The following is a 25,924-nucleotide window of genomic DNA, read 5'->3' on the forward strand; positions in this document are numbered from 1 at the left end:
CTCACTAATTGATGAGGTGATTAAAAATGAATGAAAAGCAAAAAGCCCAGAACGCCAAGCGTGCCAATGTTTTGTGGATCATGTTGACGATTATGGTTCTTGTGGTAATAGCCGGTATTGTTGGCATTATCATGAAAAGCCGACAAACTAATCAATATAAAGAAATGATTCGCCAATCCGTCACCGCTTATAACAAAACCGCTCCAGCAACGGAACAGTTATCGGCGACTAGTCGCACCAAAGTCTATCGTGTTCGCAAATCCGGTGACCAAAAGTATTTTGTTCAGCTAAGCGGTACCACCCCCAAATTTATTTTTCAAAAGAACCAAGGCAAGTGGGTTTCCGTTAAATCTAACAAGGCCGCTAATAATATTTTGAAATACCGGATTGTCTATACATCAAATCAGTCTGCAATTGATAACAGCAAATAATGACCGATTCATTTATTGAAGTCAATTTCATTTTCTAAAGCCATTGATTACCGATAATTCGGCGTTCAAACACCGATACCACGTTTAGCCAAACGCGGTATTTTTTTAAATAACACTATTCCTAGATGATTATTCAACCAGTCATAAAGCCGTTCAAAATAATTGCTAAAGCGTTTACAAATCGATAGAATAAAGCTGTTAAGATAACTGATTGGTACTTATTAGGAAAGGAAAATGTTATTATGGCTGATTTACTAAAAGGCAAAATTGCGATTGTCACTGGCGCGGGTTCTGGTATGGGGCGTCAAATTTCGGAATTATTTGTTAAAGAAGGTGCCAAAGTGATGCTGGCTGATATTAATCCTGACGGGCTAAAACAAACCGCGGCTGAAATTGACGCAAAAGGTGATGCAACCAGCACCGTGATCACTAACGTTGCCAAAGAAGCTGACATCGTTAATATGGTTAAGCAAACCATTGATACGTATTCCAAAGTCGACATTTTGGTAAATAATGCCGGGATCGTCGATAATATCAAGACAGTTGAAAACATGACGGATGACGTGTGGGATCGGGTACTAGCAATTAATCTAACTGGTCCATTTAAAGCCGCTCGAGAAGTCATCAAGTACATGCTTCAGCAAAAAGACGGTGGCAATATCATTAATATGGCTTCCGTTGGCGGGTTGTTTGGTTCCCGGGGTGGCGTTGCTTATACTGCTACCAAACACGGTATCATTGGTTTGACCAAGAATATTGCGGCAACTTACGGCATTTATCATCATATCCGTTCAAACGCGATTGCGCCAGGCAATATCGCTACAAACATCCAAAAGACCATCAACGATCCTGATGAGTTAGGAATGAAAGCCATGAGTGCCATTGGCGGCATGACCGCCCCAGGTGGCAAGCCGGAACAAATTGCTCAGGTGGCCTTATTCTTAGCTTCTGATCAATCCAAATTTGTGAATGGCGCGGTAATTACCGCTGATGGCGGCTGGACTGCTATGTAACATCATTTTGCCAAAGCATTTTTAATAAGCTTCCAAAATTTGTCTTGATCAGGTTTTGGAAGCTTATTGAGTTTGTTAGGATATTGATATTATTGAAAGTGATCTAATAAACGAGACACCAACAAGTCGCAGCACTACTCTGACTGACCATCCTGCCAAAAAGATTAGTGGAACGCGAATAACTTACCAGTAGAATTGTCATCTAGGCAAGGAGTATGATAAGAGTGAAACACAATTAAGCAAAGGAGTCTTCACATTGAAATCAACCATATTTATTAAACCTGGTAAAGTTGAAGTTCAAAACATTGAAAAACCAACACTAAAAAAAGCTGATGACGTCATTATTCACGTACTGCGAGCCTGTGTCTGTGGTTCTGATTTGTGGGCTTATCGTGATTTGGAACCCAAAGATCCCAATTCAGAGAATAGCGGCCACGAAGCCATCGGAATCGTTGAAGCGGTTGGCAAAGATATCACGACCGTTAAACCTGGCGACTTTGTCATTGCCCCATTCACCCACGGCTGCGGCCATTGTGCTGCTTGTCGAGCAGGCTATGAAGGCAGCTGTCAAAGCCACGAGGACAACTTTAGTTCCGGTTATCAAGCCGAATACATTCGTTATCAACACGCTGAATGGTCATTAGTGAAAATTCCTGGCAAACCCGAAGACTATAGTGACGGCATGCTTAATTCATTGCTCTCATTAGCTGATGTAATGGCAACTGGGTATCACGCCGCTCGCGTAGCTAACGTTAAAGTTGGCGATACTGTTGTCGTCGTTGGTGACGGCGCGGTTGGTTTGTGTGGTGTCATTGCTGCTCAAATGCGTGGTGCTAAACGGATCATTGCGATGAGCAGACACGAGGATCGTCAAAAGTTAGCGGCTGAATTTGGCGCCACTGATATTGTGCCGGAACGTGGCGACCAAGCCGTTGCCAAGGTTATGGAATTAACCAACGGGGCCGGTGCCGATGCCGTGCTTGAGTGTGTCGGTAGTGAATTGTCTACTGAGACCGCCATGCGTGTTGCCCGTCCCGGTGCAATTGTCGGTCGAGTTGGCTTGCCGCATACACCCAAAACTGATTTAACCAGTCCATTTTATCGCAATTTAGCAATCGCCGGCGGCCCAGCTTCGGTCACTACCTACGACAAGTCGGTCTTACTCAAAGCCGTTTTAGATGGTGACATTCACCCTGGTAAGGTCTTTACCCAACGATTTGACCTTGATGACATTGATGACGCTTATCAAGCAATGACAAAGCGTGAAGCGATTAAGTCCTTAGTGGTGGTTAGCTAAGCGTATCACCAAATCAATCTACAAATAAAAAAACACAGTAGGCAGAATGGGGATCAACATCCCTTTATTCTTACCTGCTGTGTTTTTGTTACGCCCAAATGATTAGAAGGGCTCCCTTAGAAACCTACCTTTCACAGTAACTAACCTCACTTTACTTATCCGAACTCGTCAACAATTCATCAATTTTATCGTAGAATTTCTTCGCGTGAACTTCTGTAACTAAGTCAATTGGTCGACCACTATCCGTTTCAAAAGTTCTGCCTGCACTGGCGCCACTGGTTAGTACATCGCCGCGAATCGCTTTTGATTCAATCATGTCAGGATATTGGCTGGCAACGGTTGTCAAAACATCCCATAAATAGTATGTCGAATTGGCTTCATATGATGACACCAGTGCGTAACCTTGCCCAATTAAATCCATCATCGGATAGCGGCGCAGTGATGCCCAATGCTGTTGGACATCGGCGTTTAGCGGCACTTGGTTAGTACTTTCTAAGCCAACCATTTGGATATCGATATCGGCATCCCAAACAGTTTTGACCGCTTCAGGATCCCAGTAGGCATTCCACTCAGCAGACCCATCGTGCTTTGGTTCAAGCACATTGCCTTCGGTTCGCATAGTTCCGCCCATCCAGTATAGCCGCTCAATTTGATCGGTAATTGTTGGATCAGCTTCGAGTGCGCGTGCCAAATCGGTTAATGGCCCAGTCATCACCAAATCAGTCTTACCATCGGCTGCTTTGAGCTTTTCAATCATATCTAAGTGAGCCGGTTTATCGGCAAGTGGCACCTCAACTGGTCCATGCTCATTAAGTAATGGAAAAGCGTCAAAAGAAAACGAACTTAATCGCCACTCCTTTGGAAATTGGTGAACTGCTCGCGAATTTGATGCAGCAACCGAAACTTTAGCACCCCGACCAAAGCGAGCGATAATCTTTTGTGAAGCTGGTACTGAACCTTCAATGAATCCATCGGCATCAATTACCGAAACCCCAGTTAAGTGAACTTCTGGCATCTGTAATAGTAAAAGTAGCGAGACCAGATCATCCACGTTACCATCGTGATTAAAATAAACATTTTTCAAGGTAGTATCCTCCTATGATTAAAAGTGAGCGAAGCCAGGCGCTTAGAAAGCGGAGCGTAAGTCTCCTCTAACATAAATTCCCGGGCTTGGAATTTGTGTTAGAGGTGCTTACGTGTAGCTTTCTGCCTGGCGTAGCTGTCCTACCAGGCGCTTAGAAAGCGACAGATAGGCTAGGCGTTTCACAACCGTCAAAACAAACCTTTCGCCCAGCATCATTATCCTATCCTTAATCATACCGGAATCCATAGTTAACGTCCATAATGGATAATAGCTCTAAGTTAAATTTTGTGGTATTATCGAATCGAAATATAACAGTTGTATTATCTTAAGGGGTGAGAACGAATTGGATACTCAACATCGTCAGTCTTTAATTAAAGTTGTGAACCACGCAAACATTGATGCACTTCGTAGGTTGATTATTAAGCGAGCAGAATACGACCCCAGTTTTCTCCAAGACGTTACCGCCCAATTTGGTGAATTAGATACCCAGACTGAACTTGCCGCTACGAAAAAGACCCTTCAAGAGATTATCAAGATTAACAAGCACCACGGGATTTTGGACGACGTCGGCTGCGATAATGTCTGCGAAGCATTAGACGATATGGTCGACAATTATATGCGCCGACTGGAGCAAGGCTATGTCAGCCACGCAATGGATGGCCTTTTGCTGGTGATTGCGGTAGCTGGCAGACTCTTTAACACTGCTGATAGTAGTGTTGGTCCACTAACGGCAACGTTTAATAACGCCCTGGATGCTATTCGCCGGCTCAGCTTAAAGGCTAGTAAACACCAACTGAGCGATGATCAAAAAAATGAGCTAATCAAAAAAATTGTCAGTGTCTTTCGTCTGAAACGTTTTGATGATTGGCCGGCAAACCGGTATCACCTCATTCTTGTGAGTTTGCCACTCATTACGAGTAAAACTATCCGAATTGTTAAAAACGCCTCAACTGCCGTCACCAACCGCGCTGAGGAAGGTTATGACCAAACACAGTCAAGAACCTATGACAAAATTTTAAATGCCAATTTACTTTACTACATGGGCAAAAAGGATCAGGCTAAACGTTACTTGGATCGCTATATGAACTCGCCAGAGATTCGCGAACAGCGGATCCGCCTTGCTCTGCATGATAAGGAGTTTAAGATGGCCGAAAGGTTGTGCCTAGACGCCTCCCAGCAAGACCCCGGCTGGCGACGCATCTGGGAGCAGTACCTTATCAAAATTTACAATGGCACCGACCAGCGGCAAAAACAGGAGGAAATTTTGAAACGTGAGCTATTCAGGGGTACCCTGTCCGCCTATGAACCGCTCAAACAACTCATCCAAGAAGACGGTTTTTGGGATGTTGAAGGGCCCAAATTAATTGCCCAAGTTGAAAAGACACTGCCACCAGTCGATTACGCTGAAATATTAGCTGAAGAGCACAAATATGCTGAATTGCTACAAGTGGTTAGGCACAACCCAAAGATTGTCACTACCTATGGCAAAACGCTATATGCCCGTTTTCCAAAACAAATTGATACGTTGTACTATCACCAAATTATTTTAAATAACCACGCTGTAAGTCGAAAGGCCGACCAGCGGCTTGCTCACCAAATCCAAGACTATGCCGCTTATGGAAAAAAGCAACTTGCCATTGCTTGGATCGATCAGCTTCTTGCCGCCCATCCTAAACGAGCTGCCTTAGCGGAAGCTTTAACCCCGTTAGAAATGGCTTTGAAGCATCAATGATAAATGGCGGCCAGCGGCACACTCATTTATTCAGTTCCTACAAAAACCCGTTTGCCGATACAAAAAACAAGCCTCATCGACGAAATGGCTTTGATAAAGTTTGCCAGTGAGTCGTCGACAAGAGCTTGCCAAGTGACCGTTCCTAATTTGGGTTCAGTTGAGAACCAGTTATTATTTTGGTTAGACGCTCTTAATAATTAACGGCGCCGATGTTTGACCACGGTGAAGAAATGCAGGATGCAAGCTAATAAGACATAAAAAATCAAAACAAACGAAACATACCGCAGCCAAAATGCTTGAGCAGGAACCAACTTAAAGCCCAACTGAATCCCCATGGTGAGCAGGGCCATGAACGCAATCATAAAAAATAATTCAATATACCGTTTCAATGTATTGTCATCTCGCTTTTTCACAGAATTCAGACGTTGACCCCACTTTAGGCACGTCTGTTTTTTATTTTCCGGCAGTTCGACAAGCCCCCAGGTATTTGTGAGGACCAGTTCATGGAGTTTGATGACTCCAGCTGCAGTCATCACTTTATCAATGGTTCGAAAGCTTTGGTCGGTTACCCCCGTCACCCAATTTTCAAAGGTACCGGTGTAACAATCGGTAATGCTTAAATAATGTTTGTTTTTGAATCGATCTGGATGAGTCCCCCCAGTATGATCAAAGCGAACCAGGCGCTGGCGCATACAGTCAAAAAAGTCTTTCATTTGACCAGCCAAGCCACCCCAATAAGTTGGGGCAGCAATCACCCAAACGTCACTTTCAAGCATCTTTTGTTCCAATTCATCTAACACCGGATCCTTTTGATCACCTCGATCCGGCTTGAACGGATAATCTTCTAAATAAATCGTTTCAGCTTCATTTGGCTTTTGAACGCCAGCCATCACGGCAGCAAGCATTTTTGCTGTCACCCCATCATTTCGATGAGCCCCCAAGATCCCAAGTATTTTCAATAGATAATCCCCCTTAAAATAGTGAGCAAAGCAATTAGGAACTGGCATATAACTTTCTTCAACCCAAAATTTCCGAGTTAGAATTTTTGGCTGAGGTGCTTACGCGCAGTTTTCTGCTTTGTGCACTAAAATGACACAACAATAAACTGCAAATTCAAAACTGTAATAATTGCTGTTAACAGATAACCAATCACGGTTGTCGTCCAGTTGTTGGCATGCTTTTTCATTAAATCAGGGCTACTTGTCAAAGCAATCATCGGAAATAAAGTGAACGGCAGCGCAATCGACAACGCGATTTGTGCAAAGACAATCATATTTTCAAACGTCTGATCGTTAAAGCCAACAATAAACCCAATCATCAAGATTGGAATCAGGGTCACAAACCGGGTTAGCAGCCGTCGTTCCCACAATGGCAATCGAATATGTAGATAGCCTTCCATCACAATCTGCCCAGCCAGTGTGCTGGTAATCGATGAAATCAGCCCCGTAATCAACAGCGCAAAAGCAAACAAAGTGCTCATTAGTGAGCTTGCTAAATTGCCAACCACCGTAGAACTTTGTAAGCCGTTATACACGTCTTGAAAGGCCGAAAAATTCGTATGTTGATTAAAAAATAGGGTGCCACCGAGAATCAATAGCAACGCATTGATTAAAAATGCCGCCACCAGATGAACGTTTGAGTCCCAATTACCAAAGCGCAAAGCCTCATTCACTTGTCTAGGATCATGATAATCGTAACGCCGACTTTGTGCCAGTGATGAATGCAAATAAACGTTGTGTGGCATAATCGTCGCCCCGATAATTCCCAAGCTCATCACTAACTTACCATGATTGGTAATAATTGAAGGCGTTGGTAAAAGCCCTTTACAGATTTTTAAGATTGGCGGGTTAGCTCGAAAGACCTCCATGCCAAAAATAACGCCGACTGCCAGAATAGCAGCTAAAACAATAAACTCAATCCGGCGAATACCAAATCTCAGGAATAATAGCACTATCAAAACGTCAAGAATCGTGAGAAAAATGCCAAATGCAAGTGGCAGTCCGAACAACAGGTTAAGGGCAATTGAGGTCCCCACCACACCGGTCATATCCGTCGCCATCATGGCCAGCTCATTAATCAGCCACAGCCCATAACGAACTGGCCGTGACACCCTTTCGGCAATTGCTTGAGCCAAATCAAGGCGTGATACCACTCCCAATTTAATCGCTAGGCGCTGCATAAACATAGCAACTAGAATTGAAATCAACAAAACAGACAACAATTCATAGCGATACTGGCTGCCGCCCGCTAAAGAAGTTAACCAATTGCCAGGATCCATATAGCCAACCGCAACCAAGGCACCCGGGCCGCTGTAAGCCAGGAACTTTTGGAGAAATGAGGTTTCATAAACACTGGGGACCTTGACGCTGCGGTTAATTTCATCAAGGCTCTTATTTTGCTGGTCGCTCATCTGCATGCCCCCCAGTTAACTGCTAATTTTTGCCGGCTCAACTCAGCAATAAATTCACAAAAATCATCGCTAGCATTCATTGGCGGCACGGCATCAAAGACCTTGCCGCCGCTGGAGCGAAAGGTCTGGTAATTTTGGACGTCATTTTCTTCAAGGGTCTCCAAACAATCTTCCACAAAGGAAGGTGTGACGATGAGCACATTTCGTTTACCCATTGCTGCTAATTCCATTAAAGTGTTTTTTAAATAAGGCTTTAACCACGGCATTGGACCAAACTTAGATTGAAAAACGGTCATAATTTTATTTCTGGGAACTTGTTGGAGATACTTTGCGGTCGCCTCGGTAGTTGCTTTACATTCTTTTTCATAAGGATCACCGTTATGAATCATCGACATTGGAATCCCATGATAGCTGAAAATAACCGCATCATAATCACCCTTTACATAGCATTCATCAACTTGGCGCGCCAATAGTTTTTGATAAGTTGGCTGATCATAAAAGTTCTTAATAATCCGCGCTGGCACACCAGTCACCTTAACCTTTTCAATAATTGTATCGTGCGTACTTTGCGTATAGTTGGGAAATAGTGGCAAGACTAAAATCTGTCGATCACCCTTTTGATGCATCGATTTAAGCTTTTCGGCAATCGTTGGGCCACCATAGTTCATCGCATATTGGACATCCCAAGTGGTTAAACGTTGTTGAACTTTTTGTGTCATCATTTTTGTATAAACCGTCAGAGGCGAGCCAGCTTGTGTCCACATGTGCTGATAAAACGTGGCTGACCGCCATGTCCGCATCGGCAAAATAATCCCCCGCAGTAATGGCTGCCAAAACCATTTAGGTAAGGTGACAACGTTTTGATCACTCAAAAATTCCTTCAAATATGCCTTCACATCTTTTGGCCGTGGAGATGCCGGTGATCCCAGATTGACCAGTAATAATCCGTTTTGCGACATGCTAACCCCCCTTTTTTGTGGTTTGGCGTAAGTGCTTTTGTAGGACAGCTGTGCAAAGCAGAAACCTCCATGTAAGCACCTCAGCCAAAAATTCCAAGCCCGGGAATTTCCTGCAAAGGAGACTTACACTCCGACGGCCGTGAAACGCCTAGCCTACCTGGCGATCCCTAACCACTTTGCTCCGCTCACTTTATTTTAAAGTTTTTAAGTTTGAAAAACAATTCGTTGGAAAACAATTTGACCTTAACAATGAAATCGGTTCGCTTATTGAGTACAATAGACACTAGGAAGGACGTGATTAACCCGTGAACAATGCCAAAGAATACTTGGACTTCTTTAACCAAGAATACGAAGATCCAAGTAAGCACAGCAATTACAGCACGAATAGCAACTTCCGTTTTGATACCCGGGCTGATGCGCTTGAAATTAAAAATATGCTTCTTGAAAAAAGCCCCAGTGCCAAGCAATATCTGTTGAGCGTTGAGTACATTAATCCAAACCGCTCAATGCAGGTTGGCTGGTACATTACCGTTAGAAAATTGGCTGACCAATCCAATCGCTCAACCGAACACCCTGATAAGGGTACCAAACCGGATAATGCTCAGCGTCCAACCGATCATCATTCTGATAAATGAATTTACTGGAGGTCATGTCTATGTCTGCAAAAGTGCCTGAAATCACAATGAACGACGGCTTTAAAATGCCAGAAATCGAATTAGGAACTTACCAAATTCGCGGTGGCAATGGGCTGCAGCAAGTTCTCGCCGCTATTAACGATGGGTATCGCGGCCTTGATACCGCCACCAATTACGATAATGAAGGAATGGTTGGTGAAGCCATTCGCCGATCAGGATTGCCCAGAGCCGACTTCTTTGTCACTTCAAAGCTTCCAGGCAAATATCATCAATATCATGAAGCGACTAAAGCCATCCAAGAAAGTCTTTACCGGCTGGGATTAGACTATTTTGATCTTTACTTGATTCACTGGCCGCTGCCTAAACGTGATCATTATGTTGAAGCTTTTCAAGCAATGATCGATGCTCAAGAACGTGGCTTAATTCGTTCGGTCGGCGTTTCGAATTTTGAACCGGAACACTTGGACCGCTTGATTCATGAAACTGGCGTTACCCCGGCCGTCAACCAAATCGAAGTTCATCCCTACTGGAACAACGAGCGAATGCTTCAAGCTGATCAAAAGCGCGGCATTGTGACTGAAGCTTGGAGTCCATTAGGCCGAGGTAGTGCAGCTCTTAAAGAACCAATTATTCAAGAGTTAGCTGAAAAGTATCATAAAAATACCGGCCAAATCATTCTCCGCTGGCACAATCAGCGCGGTATTGTCCCGATTCCAAGATCAGCTAACTTAAATCATCAACACGACAACCTTAATATCTTCGATTTTAAATTGACCGCCGATGAAATTCAGTCAATCAACAGTTTGACCAAACCAGATGGCCGAGTTGATGGTCAAGATCCTAATGAGTATGAGGAATTTGAATAGGGGATTAATCTTAGGACAGCTCCGCAAAGCAGAAACCTCCGTGTAAGCACCTCAGCCAAAAATTCCAAGCCCGGGAATTTCTGGCTGAGGAGCCTTACACTCCGGTTTCTAGGCGCTTTGCTCCGCTCACTATAGTAGGACAGCTGTGCCAGGCAGAAAGCTACACGTAAGCACCTCTAACAAAAATTCCAGAACCGGGAATTTCTGTTAGAGGAGACTTACGCTCCGACGGCCGTGAAACGCCTAGCCTACTTGGCGCTTTCAAAACGCTTGGCTCCGCTCACTTTATATTTAGAGGCGATAATTATGGAAACACAAAAAATGATTAGTTCACGTAAGGCCGTTCGCGAATACCACGGCCAGATTACCGATTATCAACTGCACGAAATTTTAACTGCTGCTAACGCGGCTCCGGTCGCAATGGGTCAATATGACAATTACCAATTAACCGTGATTCAAGACCCCAAGACATTGGCGAAGATGAGTGGCATTTATGATGCCCCCACCGTTATTGTTTTGTCGGCCAAAGAGCCAGATGCTGGCAAAGACATCTCGGCTGGCGCAATCGTTCATAACATGGAACTGGCAGCAGAAGATCAGGGCTTAGGGGCTAACTATAATATGGCCGGCCTTGGGTCCATTCCAAATGGCGTTATTCCAAACGGCTTTACCCCAATATTTGCATTGACCATTGGCCAAACTAACGAGAAATTTACCCCAAGAGAGGTCCCACTAGATCGAATTCACACCAACTTTGTGAAGTAAATAGTCGACAACCCAACCGACTAGTAGTTAAATTCATTTGTTTTTCACTAACTAACCCCCACCTGATCGGCAAAGAATTGCCAATCCAGATGGGGGTTAGTTAGTGATTTTTGTCTTCAAATGAGCGATGGACCGAGTTTGATAATGCAACTTCTGGTTAGTTCCACTTTAAAGCTAGGTTAATCAGTTGATTCTTAGATACCGCACCACTTTTTCAATTAAGCTCCGGCGTGTCCTGTTGACATCGACATTGTCGCCATCATCCCGCTATTCTTTATTCGTTCAGCCGCCTCAAAATTATCTGTGATAATGCCCGCGACGTGATTGGCTAACAATTTAGCCTGACGCTTGGGATCATCGACAGTCCAAATCCGCTCTTCAATGTTGCCCAATGGCTGGTAATGACTCAAATGCAAGCCTGCTAAGTGTTCTTTTAGGATTAATTCCTTGGCGTGGCGAATGACATGATTGGACAACAGACAATATTGCTGATTTGGATCAATTCGGTTAGCAATTTCTAACGATTCTAAGTTAAACGACGAGTAAATAACTGGGTACTCAAGATCATATTGCCGAACCATCTCCAAGACAATTTGTTCGATGTGAGGGTAATGAATCTTATTCGTTTTAAACTCCAGATTCAGATGAACTGGCTGTTGATTGGCAACCGTCAATAAATCTCTTAACGTTGGGATTTTTTGGCCATCCTTTAATCGATACTGCCGCAATTCTTCTAAGGTATAGTCGCGAATCCTGCCAGTACCATTAGTTGTTCGGTTAATCCGTTCATCATGCATAATCACCGGGACGTTATCCTTGGTTAGATGAACGTCAAATTCCAACCCTTCAACACCATGATCAATTGCGTAAATAAAACCATCAAGTGAATTTTCCATAAAGCGCTCCGGGTAACCACGATGCCCAAAAATCAATGTGTTGGTTGTCATTTAGCTTAACTTCCTTTCAATTCTCTCTTGTCTAGCGACCGTTGGCTTTATTCGTTGTTTGGAGATTGGCATTCATCGCTTTATCGGCAGTTGTCAGGGCACTATTAATATTACCGCCGTTATATACCGTCTCCATTGCGGTTTCTTCTAATTCTCTTGTTAGTTGCATCCCCTCCATCAAAATACCTGAGTTGGCATTATTTGGTTTGGCACTCGCAAGCTGCTCACCAGGAACTCGGGCTGCCGGGATCTTTTTATAAAGATCCTGGAGGACTTTTTCCTTTTGTGAGTTCTTATTAAGTGCCAAGTAGCCGGTTGCGACCTGCCAATTAGCCTGGTTCTTAGCATTTTCGGCGTACTTGATGAATTCAAAAGCACCCTTTTGAACTTTTTCGGGCTTATCATTTGAAATCCAAAGCGCAGCACCGCCAATACCGACCCCATTGGCTTTGGTGCCATCGGGATGTGGGAAGTAGCTGATTCCCAGCTCGTTCTTATTGCCCGTGGTCAACTGGCCAATGTAGGCAGAGGATTGAACGAAAATCCCTAACTTGCCGGCTAAGAAAGCCGCAATTTCATTAGTTTCGGCACTGGCACCGGAACCATAATTGACAAAGTCGCCAGATTTAATGTTTGTCCGAATCCACTTTAAAAACTTAACCGTGTTGGGATTGTTGACACTAATCTTGGTGGGGTTGCCAGTATGGCCATCCCCATGATTAATCAATGACGTCTTATCATTGGCAAGCGCTTCTTCTAATAGCCAACCATAAATCTCCATCGTCATCCCCTTAACTTGGTGATGTGACTTTTCATACAATTGTTTGGCAATCCGCGTAATTTCACTATAACTTGGTGACTTAGACGGCGGCGTAATCCCGTATTTCTTCAACAACGTTGCGTTATAGTACAAGACAGGCTGTGACGTGTTGAATGGCAATGCTAACTGCTGGCCCTTATTTGAGTAAAATGAACGGGCAACCGGTGAAATATCGCTGGTATCATAGTGTTCCTCGTCAATGAACTTTTGAACCGGCGTAGTGTACTTGCTATGCATCATTTGCGCCGTTGAAATATCAAACGACTGGAATAACGCTGGCGAAGCACTCGTGCCGTGACTTTGAATAATTTTTTGAACCGCTTCATCATAGGAGCCCTCGTACTGGGGAATCACCTCATACTTATCTTGAGATTGATTAAAGCTTTTCACCATTTTATCCAATGCCTGTTCGGCTGGGCCGCCCATTTCATGCCAAAAAACAATTGGTGTGCGCCCGGCTTTAGCAGTTGTTTCATGATGGGAGGCGTTAACGAATACGACCCCAATGGCAATGACGATGACCCCCAAGATTGGCAAAAAGTGCTTTTTTAGAAAAGTTCCGAACTTTGCTATCATTTAACTGCACCTTCATTCGCACCAGATTTAAAGTAATGTTGGCCAACGAAAAGGACGACCAGCGTTGGAATCACCACAATTGCTGCCGTGGCCTGAATCATGCCCCAATCGTTAAAAGTTTCTTCTGACTGTAGTTGGCGCAACCCATTTTGAACCGGCCGATAAGCATTACTAAAGGTGGTCAGCATCGGCCACAAGTACTGGTTCCAAGCCCCTAAGAAACTATATGCCCCCAAAGTAATCAGTGGAATTCGATTGTACGGCATCACAATTTTCCAATAAAACTGCAGATGACCCAACCCCTCGATATCAGCAGCTTCCTTCAATTCAACTGGCATTTGCTTAAATGATTGACGTAACATAAAAATCCCAAAGGCAGATGTCAGAAACGGTACCACCAAAGCAGAATAACTGTTCAATAAGCCCATTGCTTTAACGGTTGAAAAGTTAGGGATAATTTCAGCTTCAAATGGCAACATCATTGTCGCTAATACCAGGACGAACAAAGCACGTTTATACTTGAAGTCCAAGAATACAAATGCGTAAGCACTCATTGAACAAAATAGCAATTGGGCAAACATCGTCACCGTTGAAATGACTAAACTATTTCCCAAATAATGAAGGATCGGTGTTTGGGTAAAGGCATCAATATAATTTTGAAATGATAAATCCGTGCTCAAAAAGTTTCCCTTGGCAATCTGCATCGTTGGCAAGAAACTCGTCCAAAGACCGATAAAAAACGGTGCCAAGACAATTAGCGCCAAGATGGTCAATAAAACATAACTGCCAAAGTTTTTGCCGAATTTTGGTTTTGCCACAACGTCCATTAGTAATTCACCCGCTTTTCCAAAACCTTAAACTGCAACAGCGTAAACAATGCAATAATCACGGTTAAAATTAGCGACTCCGCACTTGCCTGGGAAAAGTTGCCGCTATAAAAGGCATCCTTATAAATTCGATAGACCAGCATATTAGTGGCATTAGTCGGTCCCCCTTTGGTCATCAAATCAATTAAGCCAAAACTTTTGAAACCCTCGATCAACGTGACGATTGAAACAAAGAATAGGGTTGGCGAAATTGATGGGATCGTAATGTGAAAGAACTGAAAACGAGAAGAGGCACCTTCAATACTGGCAGCTTCGTAAAGTGTCCTAGGAACTGATTGGATTGCCCCAAAGAGGATCAGAAACGTGAAGCCTAAATTCATCCAAACAGTCGTGATGATAACGGCAATCATTGCCCAAGTTGAATTGGTCAGCCATGGGATGACTGGTAAATGCAGCCAAGTACTCATTAACGCTAAAAAGCCGGTCGATGGGTTAAAAATAAACAACCAAAAGATTGCAGCGACCGAAACAGATACGCCCATCGTAGCCGAAAATAATGTTCGAAAGATGCCAATTCCAGCTAATTGTTTGCTTGCCAAGTTGGCAAGCAACAGCCCTAAAACAATCGTGGCGGCTGTGACTCCCAATACATAAACCATCGTAACTAACAAGCTATTTAAGTAATCAGCTGACGTCAATAAGTTAACGTAATTTTGAAGGCCGACAAAGACAGTGGGCTTGCCAACAGTATTAGTCAAAAATAGGCTTAGATATAACGTTCTAAACATGGGGTAGAAAATAAAGACCCCTAGAATTAGCAGCGATGGTCCCAGAAACAACCAAGCATAATATTTATCCTTAGCATTAAGTGAAAACGTCTTTTCAGACGCTTCGATTTTTGCTTGGGTATCGGCAGAATGAACGCCCGCCGTTGGGTTTGATGCAGGTGACTTAAGCATGAACATAGGCCTCCTTTGAAAGATCAATTCGTTTGCCATCAGGATCAAAGAACATGAGATTGGCATTTGCCGTCACTCTAATGGGTTCATAGCTTCTAAAATCAGCTTTGCCGGGTAATACAACATGGATGTCACTACCGCTATTAAGCGTGGCATAAACGATCGTTTCATCCCCCAAAAACTCAGTATTTTTAACCACCGCGTTTGACTCAACTCCGTCTGCACGTTTAACTTGCATATCATCCGGCCGAATGCCAATTTGAAGATTTGCTGATGGGGCTTCTTCGTCCAAAACAATTTGTAGGTCAGAAGAAACGTTGACAATATGACTATTTTCTTCGGAACGTTTGGCAGGCAAAATGTTAATTTGGGGAGTGCCAAAGAATTTGGCCACAAAGGCGTTCCTTGGATTTTGATAGATATCGCTAGGGGTGCCGATTTGTTGAACATGGCGATCATTTAAGACCATGATGTGATCAGCCATGGTCATCGCTTCAACTTGATCATGTGTAACATAGATAAGTGTTAGCCCCAATTTGCGCTGCAGAGCATAAATTTCTTGGCGCATTTTGATTCGTAATTGGGCATCCAAGTTAGACAGTGGCTCATCCATCAAGCAAATCTTCGCATCGCTGGCAACCGCTCTAGCCAAGGCAACCCGCTGGCGCTGGCCGCCGGACAATTCCCGGGGCTTACGTTTTGCCAGCTTCGTCAAGTTCACCATCTTCAACGCCTCTTTAACCCGGGCATTAATATCATCCGTGGCAAGCTTGCGGGCTTTGAGCCCAAAAGCCACGTTATCCCAAACACTTAAAAACGGAAACAGAGCATAGTTTTGAAAGACCATTGTCAACTTTCGCGCCTTTGGTGGCAAATCATTGACCACCGTATCATCAATTTTAATTTCGCCGGCCGTAATGGGGGTTAGGCCAGCGATCATCCGCAACAGCGTACTTTTCCCGCAGCCGGAGGGACCGACAATGACGAAGAATTCGCCAGTTTCAATCTTTGCTGACACATTTTTTAAGACTGCCGTTTGGCTATCGTAATCTTTTCGAACATCGTTTAACGTAATTGACAAAATTCTCACCTCAACTTCTTTTATTTCGCTACAAATCCATTGTGAGGGTTGAATGTAAAAGTGACGTTTAGGCGATGTAAAAGTGACGTAAATTTTTGATAATGATTATGTTTTAGTTATCGTTTCCTCACAAAAATAAGCTGGTAAGTCTCCAGACAGATCGTCTGAATGCTTACCAGCTTATTTTTGTAATTAATCGACTACGTTTTCTGGCTTCCCAGCTAAATAGGCTTTCAAATTATGAACCGCGATGCCCATTAAGCGATCACGAATTGCCGTTGCCGCCCACGCAATGTGCGGCGTTAAAAAGGTGTTCTTGGCGGTGATTAACGGATTATCATCATTAATTGGTTCTTTTGAAGCAACATCAGCGCCCAACGCCTTAATTTTGCCATCGTTCAGTGCCTCAGCCACGTCGGCCTCGTTCAATAATCCGCCTCGCGCGGTATTAATTAAGATAACCCCGTCCTTCATCTTTGCAATTGATTGTTGATTAATGATCTCTTCCGTTTCAGGTGTCTGAGGTGTATGCAGCGTAATGATATCAGCTTGAGCATACAATTGTTCCAAAGTCACCTGCTTAGCCCAATTTTCATCAACCTTTTTGACGTGATGGTTATAAAAGATGACCGCCATGCCAAATGAATGGGCAATCTGGGCAACCGCTTGACCAATTCGGCCAAATCCAATAATCCCCAGCACCTTACCAGTTAATGAAATCAACGGCGTCTTCCAAAACGTAAAGTCTTTGGCGCTTGTCCATTCACCATTTCTAACAGCGGCACTATGTAACCCCACTTGGTTAGTAATTTCTAGGAGCAAGGCAAAGGTATGTTGAGCAACTGCATCGGTGCCATAGCTTGGAATATTGGTAACGATGACGTTGTTATCTTTGGCGGCATTCGTATCAACAACGTTATAGCCAGTCGCCAAAACACCAATGTACTGTAATTTGGGGGCTTGGTCAATCACCCGCTTGTCCAATCGGGTTTTATTGGTAAGAACAATTTCAGCATCACCAATTCGCTCCAAGATTTCCGCATCGTCGTCTGCAGTCCGATCGTAATTAGTAAAGTCGCCGAACTGTTTAAAGCCCGCCCAACTTAAATCACCAGGGTTCAATGCATAGCCGTCTAAATCTACAATTTTCATTTGTTGGCCTCCATGATTTATTTAGTCATATAGTACCGCAAACATTTGTTAGTTTCACTGATCATTTTTCATAGTCAGTCGGGAACACTTACGAAACGTGTTATAATTATCACTGTTAAGAAGTACCATTAATCGGAAAAAGGTGAAAAGCCTTTACAGCCCCTTAGCTACTGTAAGATAAACGAAGCGGTCAAATCTCACTGGATCAATCTGGGAAGAGGATCGTCGAGGACGATATCAAGTCAGGAGACGTTAATGGTGCCGATTGCAAAGTGTCTTAGGGTCGGCTTTGTCAATTAATATCTCATGTCAGGTACCTGATTTATTTCAAATCGGTACCCGTATTTAAGCTGTTAATGATTAATTCGGCCCACTAGAAGACTAGTTGGGCTTTTTTTATGGGGTTAAATCGTACAAGGAGGGTTTTCATGGAAAAGAAACATTTTGTTTACTGGCTAGCACTCATCATGGGTGTCTTCTTATTTATCGCCGGCGGTCACAATTCTGTTAAAGCTGATCTAACGACCGATGTGGACCAGGCAATCACAACCGGCGTTACGACTATTGCCAACAAGGAAAACACAATTGACGCTTGGGATGCAACAGCATTAGCAATGAGTGAAAACGGCATTTCTGATACGCAAATTCAAGCTGCCTACCATACCATCACTACTAATAATGACTACCTAAGCGGCGGTGACGAAGGCCTCAACGGCGTTTCGAACGTTGCCGCAATTAATGGCTTAAAGGCAATTGGCAAGGATCCCACTAACGTAGCGAATAAGAATCTCGTCACGCAAGTCATTAACGACGCCAATGATCCGGCAAGTCCTTATTCGCTTGTTAACGATCCTGAAGCTTTAAGCACTGACAATTATGGTCAAGCAAGCGAAGCCGCTAAAACAACTTTGATTGCCAAATTAATTGCCAACCAGGATCCCAAAACCGGGATATGGAACCAATTTGATAAGGTGGATTATACTGGCCGAGCAATTTTGGCACTAGCTATGAATCCCAATCAACCAGGGGCTTCGACCGCAATGCAAAAAGCCATTACTGGCGTCATTGATAACTTCTACCAAAAAAACGGTGGCTTTGCTGATAAGAGTGGTACATTTGGCGCCGAAAACGCCTATAACGACGCCACAATGACTGACGCGCTTGCCGCTGCGGGGGTTGACGTTTATTCACCCTTAAATGATCAGGCTGATTACAAATCACCTGTTCAGCGATTGCTTGACCAAAATGTCACTGCCGCTAATCAGTCGGCAATGTTAATTCAACAGGCAACCTATACGTTTGAACAAGCTCGATTTACCAAGGACGGCGGTCAAGGCTCAATCTTTTCATATGCCCAAAACCAACCATTCAAACCCGGAGAACTTGCCCGCCTCAATACCGCGGCAACCAATAAAAAACAGGCTATTAATAATGATTCTCAAGCAACTGCTGATTCGAAGTCGGCAGCCATTCAAACAGTCAACCAAATCTTAGCAACTTATATTGGTAAGATTAATGCTGATACGACTAATAGTGCCGCTACTGCTGATCGCCAGGCCGGAATTTCTGCCATTAATGCAGTTGTCGTTCCGCAGCCAACGACTAATAATACACCAACGGGAACGATCACCAGCACCACCTCTAATGCCATTAGCGCTACAAGTTCGTCGACGCCTTCAGCTTCAAAAGCGGCCACCTCAGTCAGTCAACCGACCGCCACACCAGTCAAAAAGCCGGTTAGTGCCAAGGGAACGGTTGTCTATGCTTTAACCACCGTCAAACTTTACAAAAGCACTCACTTTACCAAGGCCGCTCTGATCAAAACATATCCAAAGAGGACCCGTGTCAATCGCCCAATGTTCTTGGTGATCGGTCAGGCAACTAATCAACAAAACAAGCCAATTTATAAAGTGAAGGATTTAAAGACCGGTCGAACCGGGTATGCCCTTTCTGGCGCCAAATACTTTAAAAAGGCTTACTATTCAGCTAACGTGACCAAGGTTAAAGTGATTAGTCCAAAGGGCATCAATGAATATGGCAAAGTAAGGTTAACTAACAACAAGCAGCATGTAAAAAAGCATGTTCAACTGGCTGTTAAAAAAGTTGTCAACTATGGCCGAACAACCCGTCTGCTGCTAACAAATGGCAATTACATTTCTGGCAACAAGAAACTGGTTTTTGCAACTAGAATCAGTACCAAGAAAGCTAGTGGTCAACCAGCACCGGCGGCCACATCGTCGTCGACTCCTACAGCACCTACTTCAACATCAACTTCGACCTCGACGCCGGCAACGACCAACCCAACTTCGACCACAACCACTAATTCAACAGCTCCAGCGACCCCAACAGCACCAATAACCCCCGTTGTCCCAGTCGTTCCAACGAACACTGAAACAGTTACCGTCAGCGTGAGTGCAAACGGCACAACGCTTGCTAATGGCAGCGTAACGGTTTCTAAAGGGGCAACTGCTTTGGACGCGCTAGAAGCTTTAGCTGCTAAAAATGGTTTAAATGTCACCACTACGGGATCCGGCAGCACGGCCTACGTCACTGGCATCAACGGTTACAACGCTGGCAAGCCCGGAACGATGACCGGCTGGCTGTACGCCGTTAATGGCGGTGAACCAGGTGTTTCAATGGGTGTCTACATCGTTAAGGATGGTGACACGATTTCGTTACTTTATAATAAGTAATCCCGTCTGATTATCTGAATCTTAAAAAGATCTGAATTTATCCAATCCAGATCTTTTTATTGCTTATTAATGCTACCTTAGTTTAAAAGGAGGTTGTCTAACATGCATCCATCACTAAAAAAGTTATTAACATCGGTAACACTAGTCCTTGCCTCATTAACATTCGCAACCAGTACCAGTGCCGCCTCAATCAAAAAAGCAAGCCAGTCAACCATCCATCGACGGACCGCTTTAACATATTCATATGCTAAAAAGATGATTACGCATAATAAGAGCGGCCTTTCAGGGAATGCCGGCCCAATTTTCAGTAAAAAAGCCAATCCAGAAACCGGTGCTTCCTCTGGTTATTCAGACTTTTTACTTGGCTTGAAGGGCAACGGGTATCGCTTTACTGCCAAAGAAAAGACGTTACTGAAAAAGAACTTGGTAATTAAGCAAAACAGCACGGCTGCTTCACTGGCAAATGCCGTTATGGCCGTTCAAGCAATGGGACTCAATGCCAGAAATTATAAGCCTTATGGTCATCAAAAGGGCATTAACTTAGTCTCACGTCTCTATCGATCCAAAATTACCAATCAAACGGCAAGCGCCCAAGCTCAAGTCTTAATTGCCATTTCAATGAGTTCCAAGTTTAAGCAACCTCAAAAAGCTAAGTTCAGTAAGACGAGCTTGAGTACTCGGCTTGCCAAAGAGCAGTTAAATAACAACGGTTGGACTTATAATGATCGCCAAGGGACGATTGACGCAGATACCACCAGCATGGTATTGACCGCCCTAGTCAGGGGAAATTCAACTGCTGCCAGCGTGAAAACCAGTATTCAAACAGGGCAGCAATTTTTAGCCAAGATTGTTCAAAGAAATGGCGCCTTTGGCTATGTCTTTAACGGCAAAACCTCGCCAAACGCTAATTCAACTGCCGAAGCAATTATTGCCCTGTCTGCTAACCCAACCACCCACAAATATGTAAATAGTGCCAAAATGACGGCCTCCCAAACAACCACACCACTTTATGCAATGCTGACTTATGTTAATAAAACGGGTTCAATCAAAAAAGCCGCCACTCAACTTTACGGCGTCGGCCAGGTAAACTTAGCTATCGCCGCATACAAGGCCGCACTTAATAATCGATCCGTCTATGCGATTAATTAAGCTATCATTTGCTCAGTAAAAAGTACAAATGAGAGGTGACAATATGAAAAAAGTGATGGGATTCATTCTTGCCTTCGTATTGGTGATTGGGCTTGCGTTCGGGATTCAGCAGGTGGTTTCTTCAAGAAGTCACGCGCCGACTACTTCCCGACAAGCAGCCAGTTCGAGTCGAGCAAGTTCCCAAAAACAACCTGAAAAAAAGAAAGCTAACCCCAAGGCCAAACAGCATCGTTCCAAGCAAAAAACTGCCAAAAAAGCCAGTAATCATGGCAATACTAACCATCAAGCTACTGGCAAGTCGACTAATAAAAATCAGTCAGGTTCACCAAAGGCAACCAAGGCTGTCTCAAAGTCAGCCAATTCAAACAAGCCAGCAGCAACTAAACAGACAGCCAAGACACCAAAGGATGACAAGCTTGGCAAGATTAACCACCAAAACGAAACTAAAGTTGTTAAGAGCCACGCTAAGCCGACCAGTAAATCGGCCAACCCAGCTGATACCATCCGAATTCATTTAAGAGTTGATGGCTATAAAAAAGTCTTTTATGCTAAAACCATGCGAGTCAAAAAGCATGCCAATGCGTTTTCAATTCTCAAGCAAACTAATTTGAAGATTAGCTATATTCCGGGACATTCCGTTTACGTCAATGGCATCAATGGCCTTCGTGAAAATGACATCAAAGCCGGATCGGGTTGGATGTTTAGTGTAAACCACAAATTCATTGACCATGCTGCTAACCTCACTCCACTGAAAAATGGTGATCAGGTTCATTGGTACTTTACGACCCAAGGATATTGACCAATTAGTTATTCACCCAATTGATAGTCATTTTGACTTCGGTTAAATATGAAAAAATCGCACAACTACTCCCCAAATTATTGGGAATCGTTGTGCGATTTTTTCACTCTTTGGGATTGTTTAACTGACCAATGAGCATCCCTTTACCAAGAGATGATGATCAGACTAAACGTTACTCACCTAATTCTTTGTAATCAAAGTAATCAAAGGTTGCCACCTCATCATAGCCGGAATAATCAACGGCTGCCAAGCCCACAAACGCACCAGTGAAGAAGCCACCATAAGTTTGGAGAACGTAATCATCCGACAAAACGGCCGCGTCTAAGGTTACCGGCACTTCATGCCAAGTTTCCCCATCAAAGGAATATTCATAGGTATAACTTTGTTTGCGAACCTTGGTCTTGAACCAAACGTAGTCAACGCCGGCTGGAATCTTAATGGCGTCATCTTTGAGATAAGAAGTGTAATTACCACGGTTATTTTCAGCCACTTCAATAACGTGACCTTTCTTTTCATCCCAAGTGATGAAGATCCATGACCAGTGCTTATCGTTATAGAAGTTCGTCAGCCCAGCCATTTGCTGGTACGTAAACGGATCAAATTTCACCTTGGTCTCGGCATCGAAATTAAACGCCTGCCAACGACTGGCAATCATGGAGACGTCGAAGTTACTGGTCAACGACAAGTGGCCGATTAACTTCAACTGCCCATCGCCGAACGAGCCTGTGTGGGGGGTAAATGGCACCCGCAACGTATTCCAGTCAGTATCCAAGGTATCTTGATCAAACTCATCGTGACGGGAATGCGTCAATGGCGCGTCAGTTTCAATGGCATCTTTTGGTGCTTCGACTTCTACTTGACCGCCGTGGCCACCAACTACTCTCGGCCAGCCTTGATCGTCCCATTCAACCTTTTGAATGGATGTTTCTCGGCCTAACGTGCTCCAGCCACGGGGATCATAAGCAGACTCCGTGTCATGGTTCCAAGGGCGCGCCATCAACGAAGCATAGTACCACTCACCACCCGGGGTTTCGACCAAGGCGCCATGACCCTGTTTTTGAATTTCAAAGTCAGGCGTGTCAAAGTTGGTGATAAATGGGCCATCTGGTTCCGTTTCAAACGAGTCTGCGGCCAGTGTCTTGGATCTGGCAACGACCTCTTGATGGGTAAAGACCGTGCCGCCCTGGGCAGCAAACAAATAATAGTAACCATCTTTTTGATAAAGGTGCGGGCCTTCAACTAATTTGACATCAGTGCCTCGATAGATGGTTCTAGCCGTTTTCGGATCCAATTTCATTGTATCCGTGTCAAACTCAGTTAATGTAATGCCATCAAATGGATGGCGATATTCTCGATGATCCCAAGTTTGCTGAACTAAGTATTTGCGGCCGTTTTGGTCGTGGAACAGCGAAGCGTCAAAGCCAACGCCATTCAATCGAATCGGATCACTCCATGGACCGGTGATCTCTTCAGCAGTCGTCAAATAGTTAGTCATATCCTTGAAGGCACCTTCAGTGACTTTCACATCAGTATAGACAAGCCAAAACTTACCGTCCGCATACGACAAATCTGGAGCCCAAATGCCACCTGAAGCCGGGTTGCCGTTCATATCCAACAAGGTCGTCGTTGAGAGTGGTGATGGTAATAGTTTCCAGTGAACAAGGTCCTTGGATTCATGAAGGCGAACACCCGGGAACCATTCAAAAGTTGAATTAGCAATGTAGTAAGTGTCACCTACCCGAATCATGCTGGGATCAGCATTAAATCCTGGTAATACTGGGTTTGTCAATTTCATGATAATTAATTCCTTTCCGTTATCTAAATTTGGTCCACAATGATTAAAGTAGGCCTTCACTCTTACGCTTATCAATTTCCAAGTTAATTCGTTCAACATCTTTATCACTCAATGGGTAGCGGCTCATGATCCACATTGCGACCAGGGCCAAAACTATTGGCGCCCAAATCATTGAGAACTGAATGCCCATTAATGCTGAAGCACTTTGGTGGGCTTTAGCACCGTCAAATTTGAAGAAGGCGTTGATGTAACCTGGGATAATACCGCCTAAAGCCAAGCCAATCTTGAAGAATAGGCCCATAATGGCGTTAATAATCCCGGCCACCCGTTTTTTGGATTGATACTCACCGTAAGATACGACTTCTGGAACCAGTGACCACATGTAACCAGTAGCGGCAGTAATTCCCCACTGCATCAAGAATCGACCAATGTAGCCGAGTAATGGAGAGTCTTTAAACGCTGGCATCTGCCATACCCACAAGATCAATTGACCAATAATGAATAGGGCTAAGAAAATGTAGAAGAATTGTTTCTTACCAATTTTTCGTCGAACAATTGGCCACAGGAATACTAAGAAAATACCCGGAATCGAGCCAATTAGGTTAATGGAAGCAACCCATTCTGGATGGCCAACGTTATACTGCATATAAAATGGCCAAACGGTGTTGCCAAAGAACATGAACGTAAAACCGATTAAGAAGAACATGCCCAAAACTTGAAGCGGCTTGTTACGCTTGATTTCTGCAAACAGATCTGAATACTTAACGGCATCGGTTTCTTCTTCGGTTGGCAAAACCCGTTCCTTAACGCCGAAATAAGTTACCATCAATAGTGCAAATCCGATCACCATATAGATCGACATAACTAAGAAGTATGCCCCGCCGGCATGGGGTGAGGCGTAGTTCCCCAGGTGCAGCTTAATGCCGAAGAAACCAATATCTTTGAGCTGTTTGTCTGGAGAAGCTAGCTGAACAAATAATGGGAGGAACGTGTAAACCATCAAATTGCCAATATTTGCTTCAGTCATTCGAACCGTTGTGAGTGTTGAAACTTCATCGTTGTCCCGAGTCAGTGATGCATTTAAGGCACCATAAGGAATGTTTACGAACGAATAAATCATTGCGGTTGCCATGTATGAAATGAACGCATAAATAACGTTGCCCCGAACAGCTTCCATTGGGAAGAACAACAAGGCTGCGCAGACGGTTAGCGGGATACCAAAATACAGAATGAACGGCCGATATTTCCCTCGCTTAAACTTACTCTTATCAACAACGGCACCAACCCATGGATCCCAAAAGACATTGATCCAACGAACAATTAAGAAGATAGTTGCCCCAACGGCAGCAGAGATTCCAAAAACGGTGGTTAAATAGAACAAAAGCATTGACCCGACTGTCCCAAAGATTAGGTTCTGGGCCAAGTCTCCGGCGCCGTAACTAATTCGCTCACCCCAAGAGAGTTTGGCAAATTCTTTTTCGGCAACGTGGGTGCTAGCAGAAGCATCATTAACATTACTTGCCATGTTTCATTCTCCTTTGCTTATAGCATATATAATGACAGGTTAGAGAATCTTTAGTATTCACCGGTCTCACCGTTTTATTAAAACAGAACCGATTAATCGGCTTTTCATTTGCTGATGGGTTGAATATAAACAAATTGCAGGTGTAAGTTGGTTAGAATGTTAGCAAATGATCAATTGATACAAACTGTTTAAATCACGGTTCTTCCTAAATGAAACCAAGGATTCACTTAACTACAGGGATTATTGTATCCGCTTCCACAAGATGATATTAACTTACTTTTTAACTAGATTTTGTCAATTTGTGACCAGATAAATCCCACATAATTCTTAAGAATTTAAGGCTTGTGCTAAAAATTTGTAGCCAAAGTTGACACAAATGATATAAAAATAGCATCAGTTTTAACCAAAA

General features: G+C 43.8%; 22 protein-coding genes and 1 riboswitch. Of the genes, 10 read left to right on the forward strand and 12 right to left on the reverse strand.

Annotated elements, in window-relative coordinates; translation table 11 throughout:
• Positions 1 to 26: 26 nt before the first annotated feature.
• From YK48G_RS06260 to YK48G_RS06270, 3 genes are all read left to right on the forward strand, one after another.
• Entirely contained in the window at positions 27 to 431 is a 405-nt protein-coding gene (locus YK48G_RS06260; protein ID WP_203629860.1) for a hypothetical protein, read from the forward strand.
• Positions 432 to 673: 242 nt separating this feature from the next.
• Positions 674 to 1,444 (forward strand): SDR family oxidoreductase, encoded by a 771-nt coding sequence (locus tag YK48G_RS06265; RefSeq protein WP_203629861.1) that lies wholly within the window; start codon positions 674 to 676, stop codon positions 1,442 to 1,444.
• A gap of 256 nt (positions 1,445 to 1,700) precedes the next feature.
• On the forward strand, positions 1,701 to 2,741 hold the full coding sequence (locus YK48G_RS06270; protein ID WP_203629862.1) for a zinc-binding dehydrogenase: 1,041 nt from the start codon (positions 1,701 to 1,703) through the stop codon (positions 2,739 to 2,741).
• A 151-nt stretch (positions 2,742 to 2,892) separates the two neighbouring features.
• Here the strand turns inward: YK48G_RS06270 and YK48G_RS06275 are convergent, their stop codons facing one another.
• Positions 2,893 to 3,825 (reverse strand): nucleoside hydrolase, encoded by a 933-nt coding sequence (locus YK48G_RS06275; protein ID WP_203629863.1) that lies wholly within the window; start codon positions 3,823 to 3,825, stop codon positions 2,893 to 2,895.
• A gap of 343 nt (positions 3,826 to 4,168) precedes the next feature.
• Here YK48G_RS06275 and YK48G_RS06280 point away from each other — a divergent pair, with 343 nt between their 5' ends.
• On the forward strand, positions 4,169 to 5,557 hold the full coding sequence (locus YK48G_RS06280; protein ID WP_203629864.1) for a hypothetical protein: 1,389 nt from the start codon (positions 4,169 to 4,171) through the stop codon (positions 5,555 to 5,557).
• A 197-nt stretch (positions 5,558 to 5,754) separates the two neighbouring features.
• On the opposite strand, the gene YK48G_RS06285 is transcribed toward YK48G_RS06280, so the two are convergent.
• The 3 genes from YK48G_RS06285 to hemH form a co-directional block, all read right to left on the reverse strand.
• The gene (locus YK48G_RS06285; RefSeq protein ID WP_203629865.1) at positions 5,755 to 6,564 is read right to left on the reverse strand and encodes a flavodoxin family protein; all 810 of its coding nucleotides are present in this window, start codon (positions 6,562 to 6,564) and stop codon (positions 5,755 to 5,757) included.
• A gap of 77 nt (positions 6,565 to 6,641) precedes the next feature.
• Positions 6,642 to 7,967, reverse strand: a complete 1,326-nt coding sequence (locus tag YK48G_RS06290) for an Nramp family divalent metal transporter (protein WP_203629866.1) — start codon at positions 7,965 to 7,967, stop codon at positions 6,642 to 6,644.
• Complete coding sequence (gene hemH / locus YK48G_RS06295; protein WP_203629867.1) at positions 7,964 to 8,926, reverse strand: ferrochelatase; 963 nt, start codon at positions 8,924 to 8,926, stop codon at positions 7,964 to 7,966. The genes YK48G_RS06290 and hemH overlap by 4 nt, the downstream gene beginning before the upstream one ends.
• 305 nt (positions 8,927 to 9,231) lie before the next feature.
• On the opposite strand from hemH, the gene YK48G_RS06300 reads away from it, so the two are divergent.
• The 3 genes from YK48G_RS06300 to YK48G_RS06310 all read left to right on the forward strand — a co-directional run bounded on the left by YK48G_RS06300 (position 9,232) and on the right by YK48G_RS06310 (position 11,192).
• A complete protein-coding gene (locus YK48G_RS06300; RefSeq protein ID WP_203629868.1) occupies positions 9,232 to 9,561 on the forward strand; it encodes a hypothetical protein in 330 nt (109 codons plus the stop codon).
• A gap of 20 nt (positions 9,562 to 9,581) precedes the next feature.
• Positions 9,582 to 10,427, forward strand: coding sequence for an aldo/keto reductase (locus YK48G_RS06305; RefSeq protein ID WP_203629869.1), 846 nt, complete (start codon positions 9,582 to 9,584; stop codon positions 10,425 to 10,427).
• A 306-nt stretch (positions 10,428 to 10,733) separates the two neighbouring features.
• Entirely contained in the window at positions 10,734 to 11,192 is a 459-nt protein-coding gene (locus YK48G_RS06310) for a nitroreductase family protein (RefSeq protein WP_203629870.1), read from the forward strand.
• Positions 11,193 to 11,410: 218 nt separating this feature from the next.
• Here the strand turns inward: YK48G_RS06310 and YK48G_RS06315 are convergent, their stop codons facing one another.
• The 6 genes from YK48G_RS06315 to YK48G_RS06340 form a co-directional block, all read right to left on the reverse strand.
• Positions 11,411 to 12,139, reverse strand: a complete 729-nt coding sequence (locus YK48G_RS06315) for a glycerophosphodiester phosphodiesterase (protein ID WP_203629871.1) — start codon at positions 12,137 to 12,139, stop codon at positions 11,411 to 11,413.
• A gap of 31 nt (positions 12,140 to 12,170) precedes the next feature.
• Complete coding sequence (locus tag YK48G_RS06320; RefSeq protein ID WP_203629872.1) at positions 12,171 to 13,535, reverse strand: ABC transporter substrate-binding protein; 1,365 nt, start codon at positions 13,533 to 13,535, stop codon at positions 12,171 to 12,173.
• On the reverse strand, positions 13,532 to 14,362 hold the full coding sequence (locus tag YK48G_RS06325; protein WP_203629873.1) for a carbohydrate ABC transporter permease: 831 nt from the start codon (positions 14,360 to 14,362) through the stop codon (positions 13,532 to 13,534). Before YK48G_RS06325 ends, YK48G_RS06320 begins: the two co-directional genes overlap by 4 nt.
• Positions 14,362 to 15,321, reverse strand: a complete 960-nt coding sequence (locus YK48G_RS06330; RefSeq protein ID WP_203629874.1) for a carbohydrate ABC transporter permease — start codon at positions 15,319 to 15,321, stop codon at positions 14,362 to 14,364. The genes YK48G_RS06325 and YK48G_RS06330 overlap by 1 nt, the downstream gene beginning before the upstream one ends.
• On the reverse strand, positions 15,314 to 16,402 hold the full coding sequence (locus YK48G_RS06335; RefSeq protein ID WP_203629875.1) for an ABC transporter ATP-binding protein: 1,089 nt from the start codon (positions 16,400 to 16,402) through the stop codon (positions 15,314 to 15,316). Before YK48G_RS06335 ends, YK48G_RS06330 begins: the two co-directional genes overlap by 8 nt.
• Before the next feature lie 192 nt (positions 16,403 to 16,594).
• Positions 16,595 to 17,554 carry a D-2-hydroxyacid dehydrogenase gene (locus YK48G_RS06340; protein ID WP_203629876.1) on the reverse strand — a complete coding sequence of 320 codons (960 nt, stop codon included), beginning with the start codon at positions 17,552 to 17,554 and terminating at the stop codon, positions 16,595 to 16,597.
• 101 nt (positions 17,555 to 17,655) lie between these two features.
• Positions 17,656 to 17,823: riboswitch (cobalamin riboswitch) on the forward strand.
• A 159-nt stretch (positions 17,824 to 17,982) separates the two neighbouring features.
• Here YK48G_RS06340 and YK48G_RS06345 point away from each other — a divergent pair.
• The 3 genes from YK48G_RS06345 to YK48G_RS06355 all read left to right on the forward strand — a co-directional run bounded on the left by YK48G_RS06345 (position 17,983) and on the right by YK48G_RS06355 (position 22,195).
• Positions 17,983 to 20,247, forward strand: a complete 2,265-nt coding sequence (locus YK48G_RS06345) for a DUF5776 domain-containing protein (RefSeq protein WP_203629877.1) — start codon at positions 17,983 to 17,985, stop codon at positions 20,245 to 20,247.
• Between the two features lie 102 nt (positions 20,248 to 20,349).
• Positions 20,350 to 21,396 carry a prenyltransferase/squalene oxidase repeat-containing protein gene (locus YK48G_RS06350; RefSeq protein ID WP_203629878.1) on the forward strand — a complete coding sequence of 349 codons (1,047 nt, stop codon included), beginning with the start codon at positions 20,350 to 20,352 and terminating at the stop codon, positions 21,394 to 21,396.
• Positions 21,397 to 21,439: 43 nt separating this feature from the next.
• Positions 21,440 to 22,195: a DUF4430 domain-containing protein gene (locus YK48G_RS06355; protein ID WP_203629879.1), complete on the forward strand. Its 756-nt coding sequence runs from the start codon at positions 21,440 to 21,442 to the stop codon at positions 22,193 to 22,195.
• A gap of 172 nt (positions 22,196 to 22,367) precedes the next feature.
• On the opposite strand, the gene YK48G_RS06360 is transcribed toward YK48G_RS06355, so the two are convergent.
• Together YK48G_RS06360 and YK48G_RS06365 are read right to left on the reverse strand one after the other, a co-directional pair.
• Positions 22,368 to 23,990, reverse strand: coding sequence for a glycoside hydrolase family 43 protein (locus YK48G_RS06360; RefSeq protein WP_203629880.1), 1,623 nt, complete (start codon positions 23,988 to 23,990; stop codon positions 22,368 to 22,370).
• 43 nt (positions 23,991 to 24,033) lie between these two features.
• Positions 24,034 to 25,515 (reverse strand): MFS transporter, encoded by a 1,482-nt coding sequence (locus YK48G_RS06365; protein WP_203629881.1) that lies wholly within the window; start codon positions 25,513 to 25,515, stop codon positions 24,034 to 24,036.
• Positions 25,516 to 25,924: the final 409 nt, after the last annotated feature.

Source organism: Lentilactobacillus fungorum (assembly GCF_016860605.1).
GTDB classification, from domain to species: domain Bacteria; phylum Bacillota; class Bacilli; order Lactobacillales; family Lactobacillaceae; genus Lentilactobacillus; species Lentilactobacillus fungorum.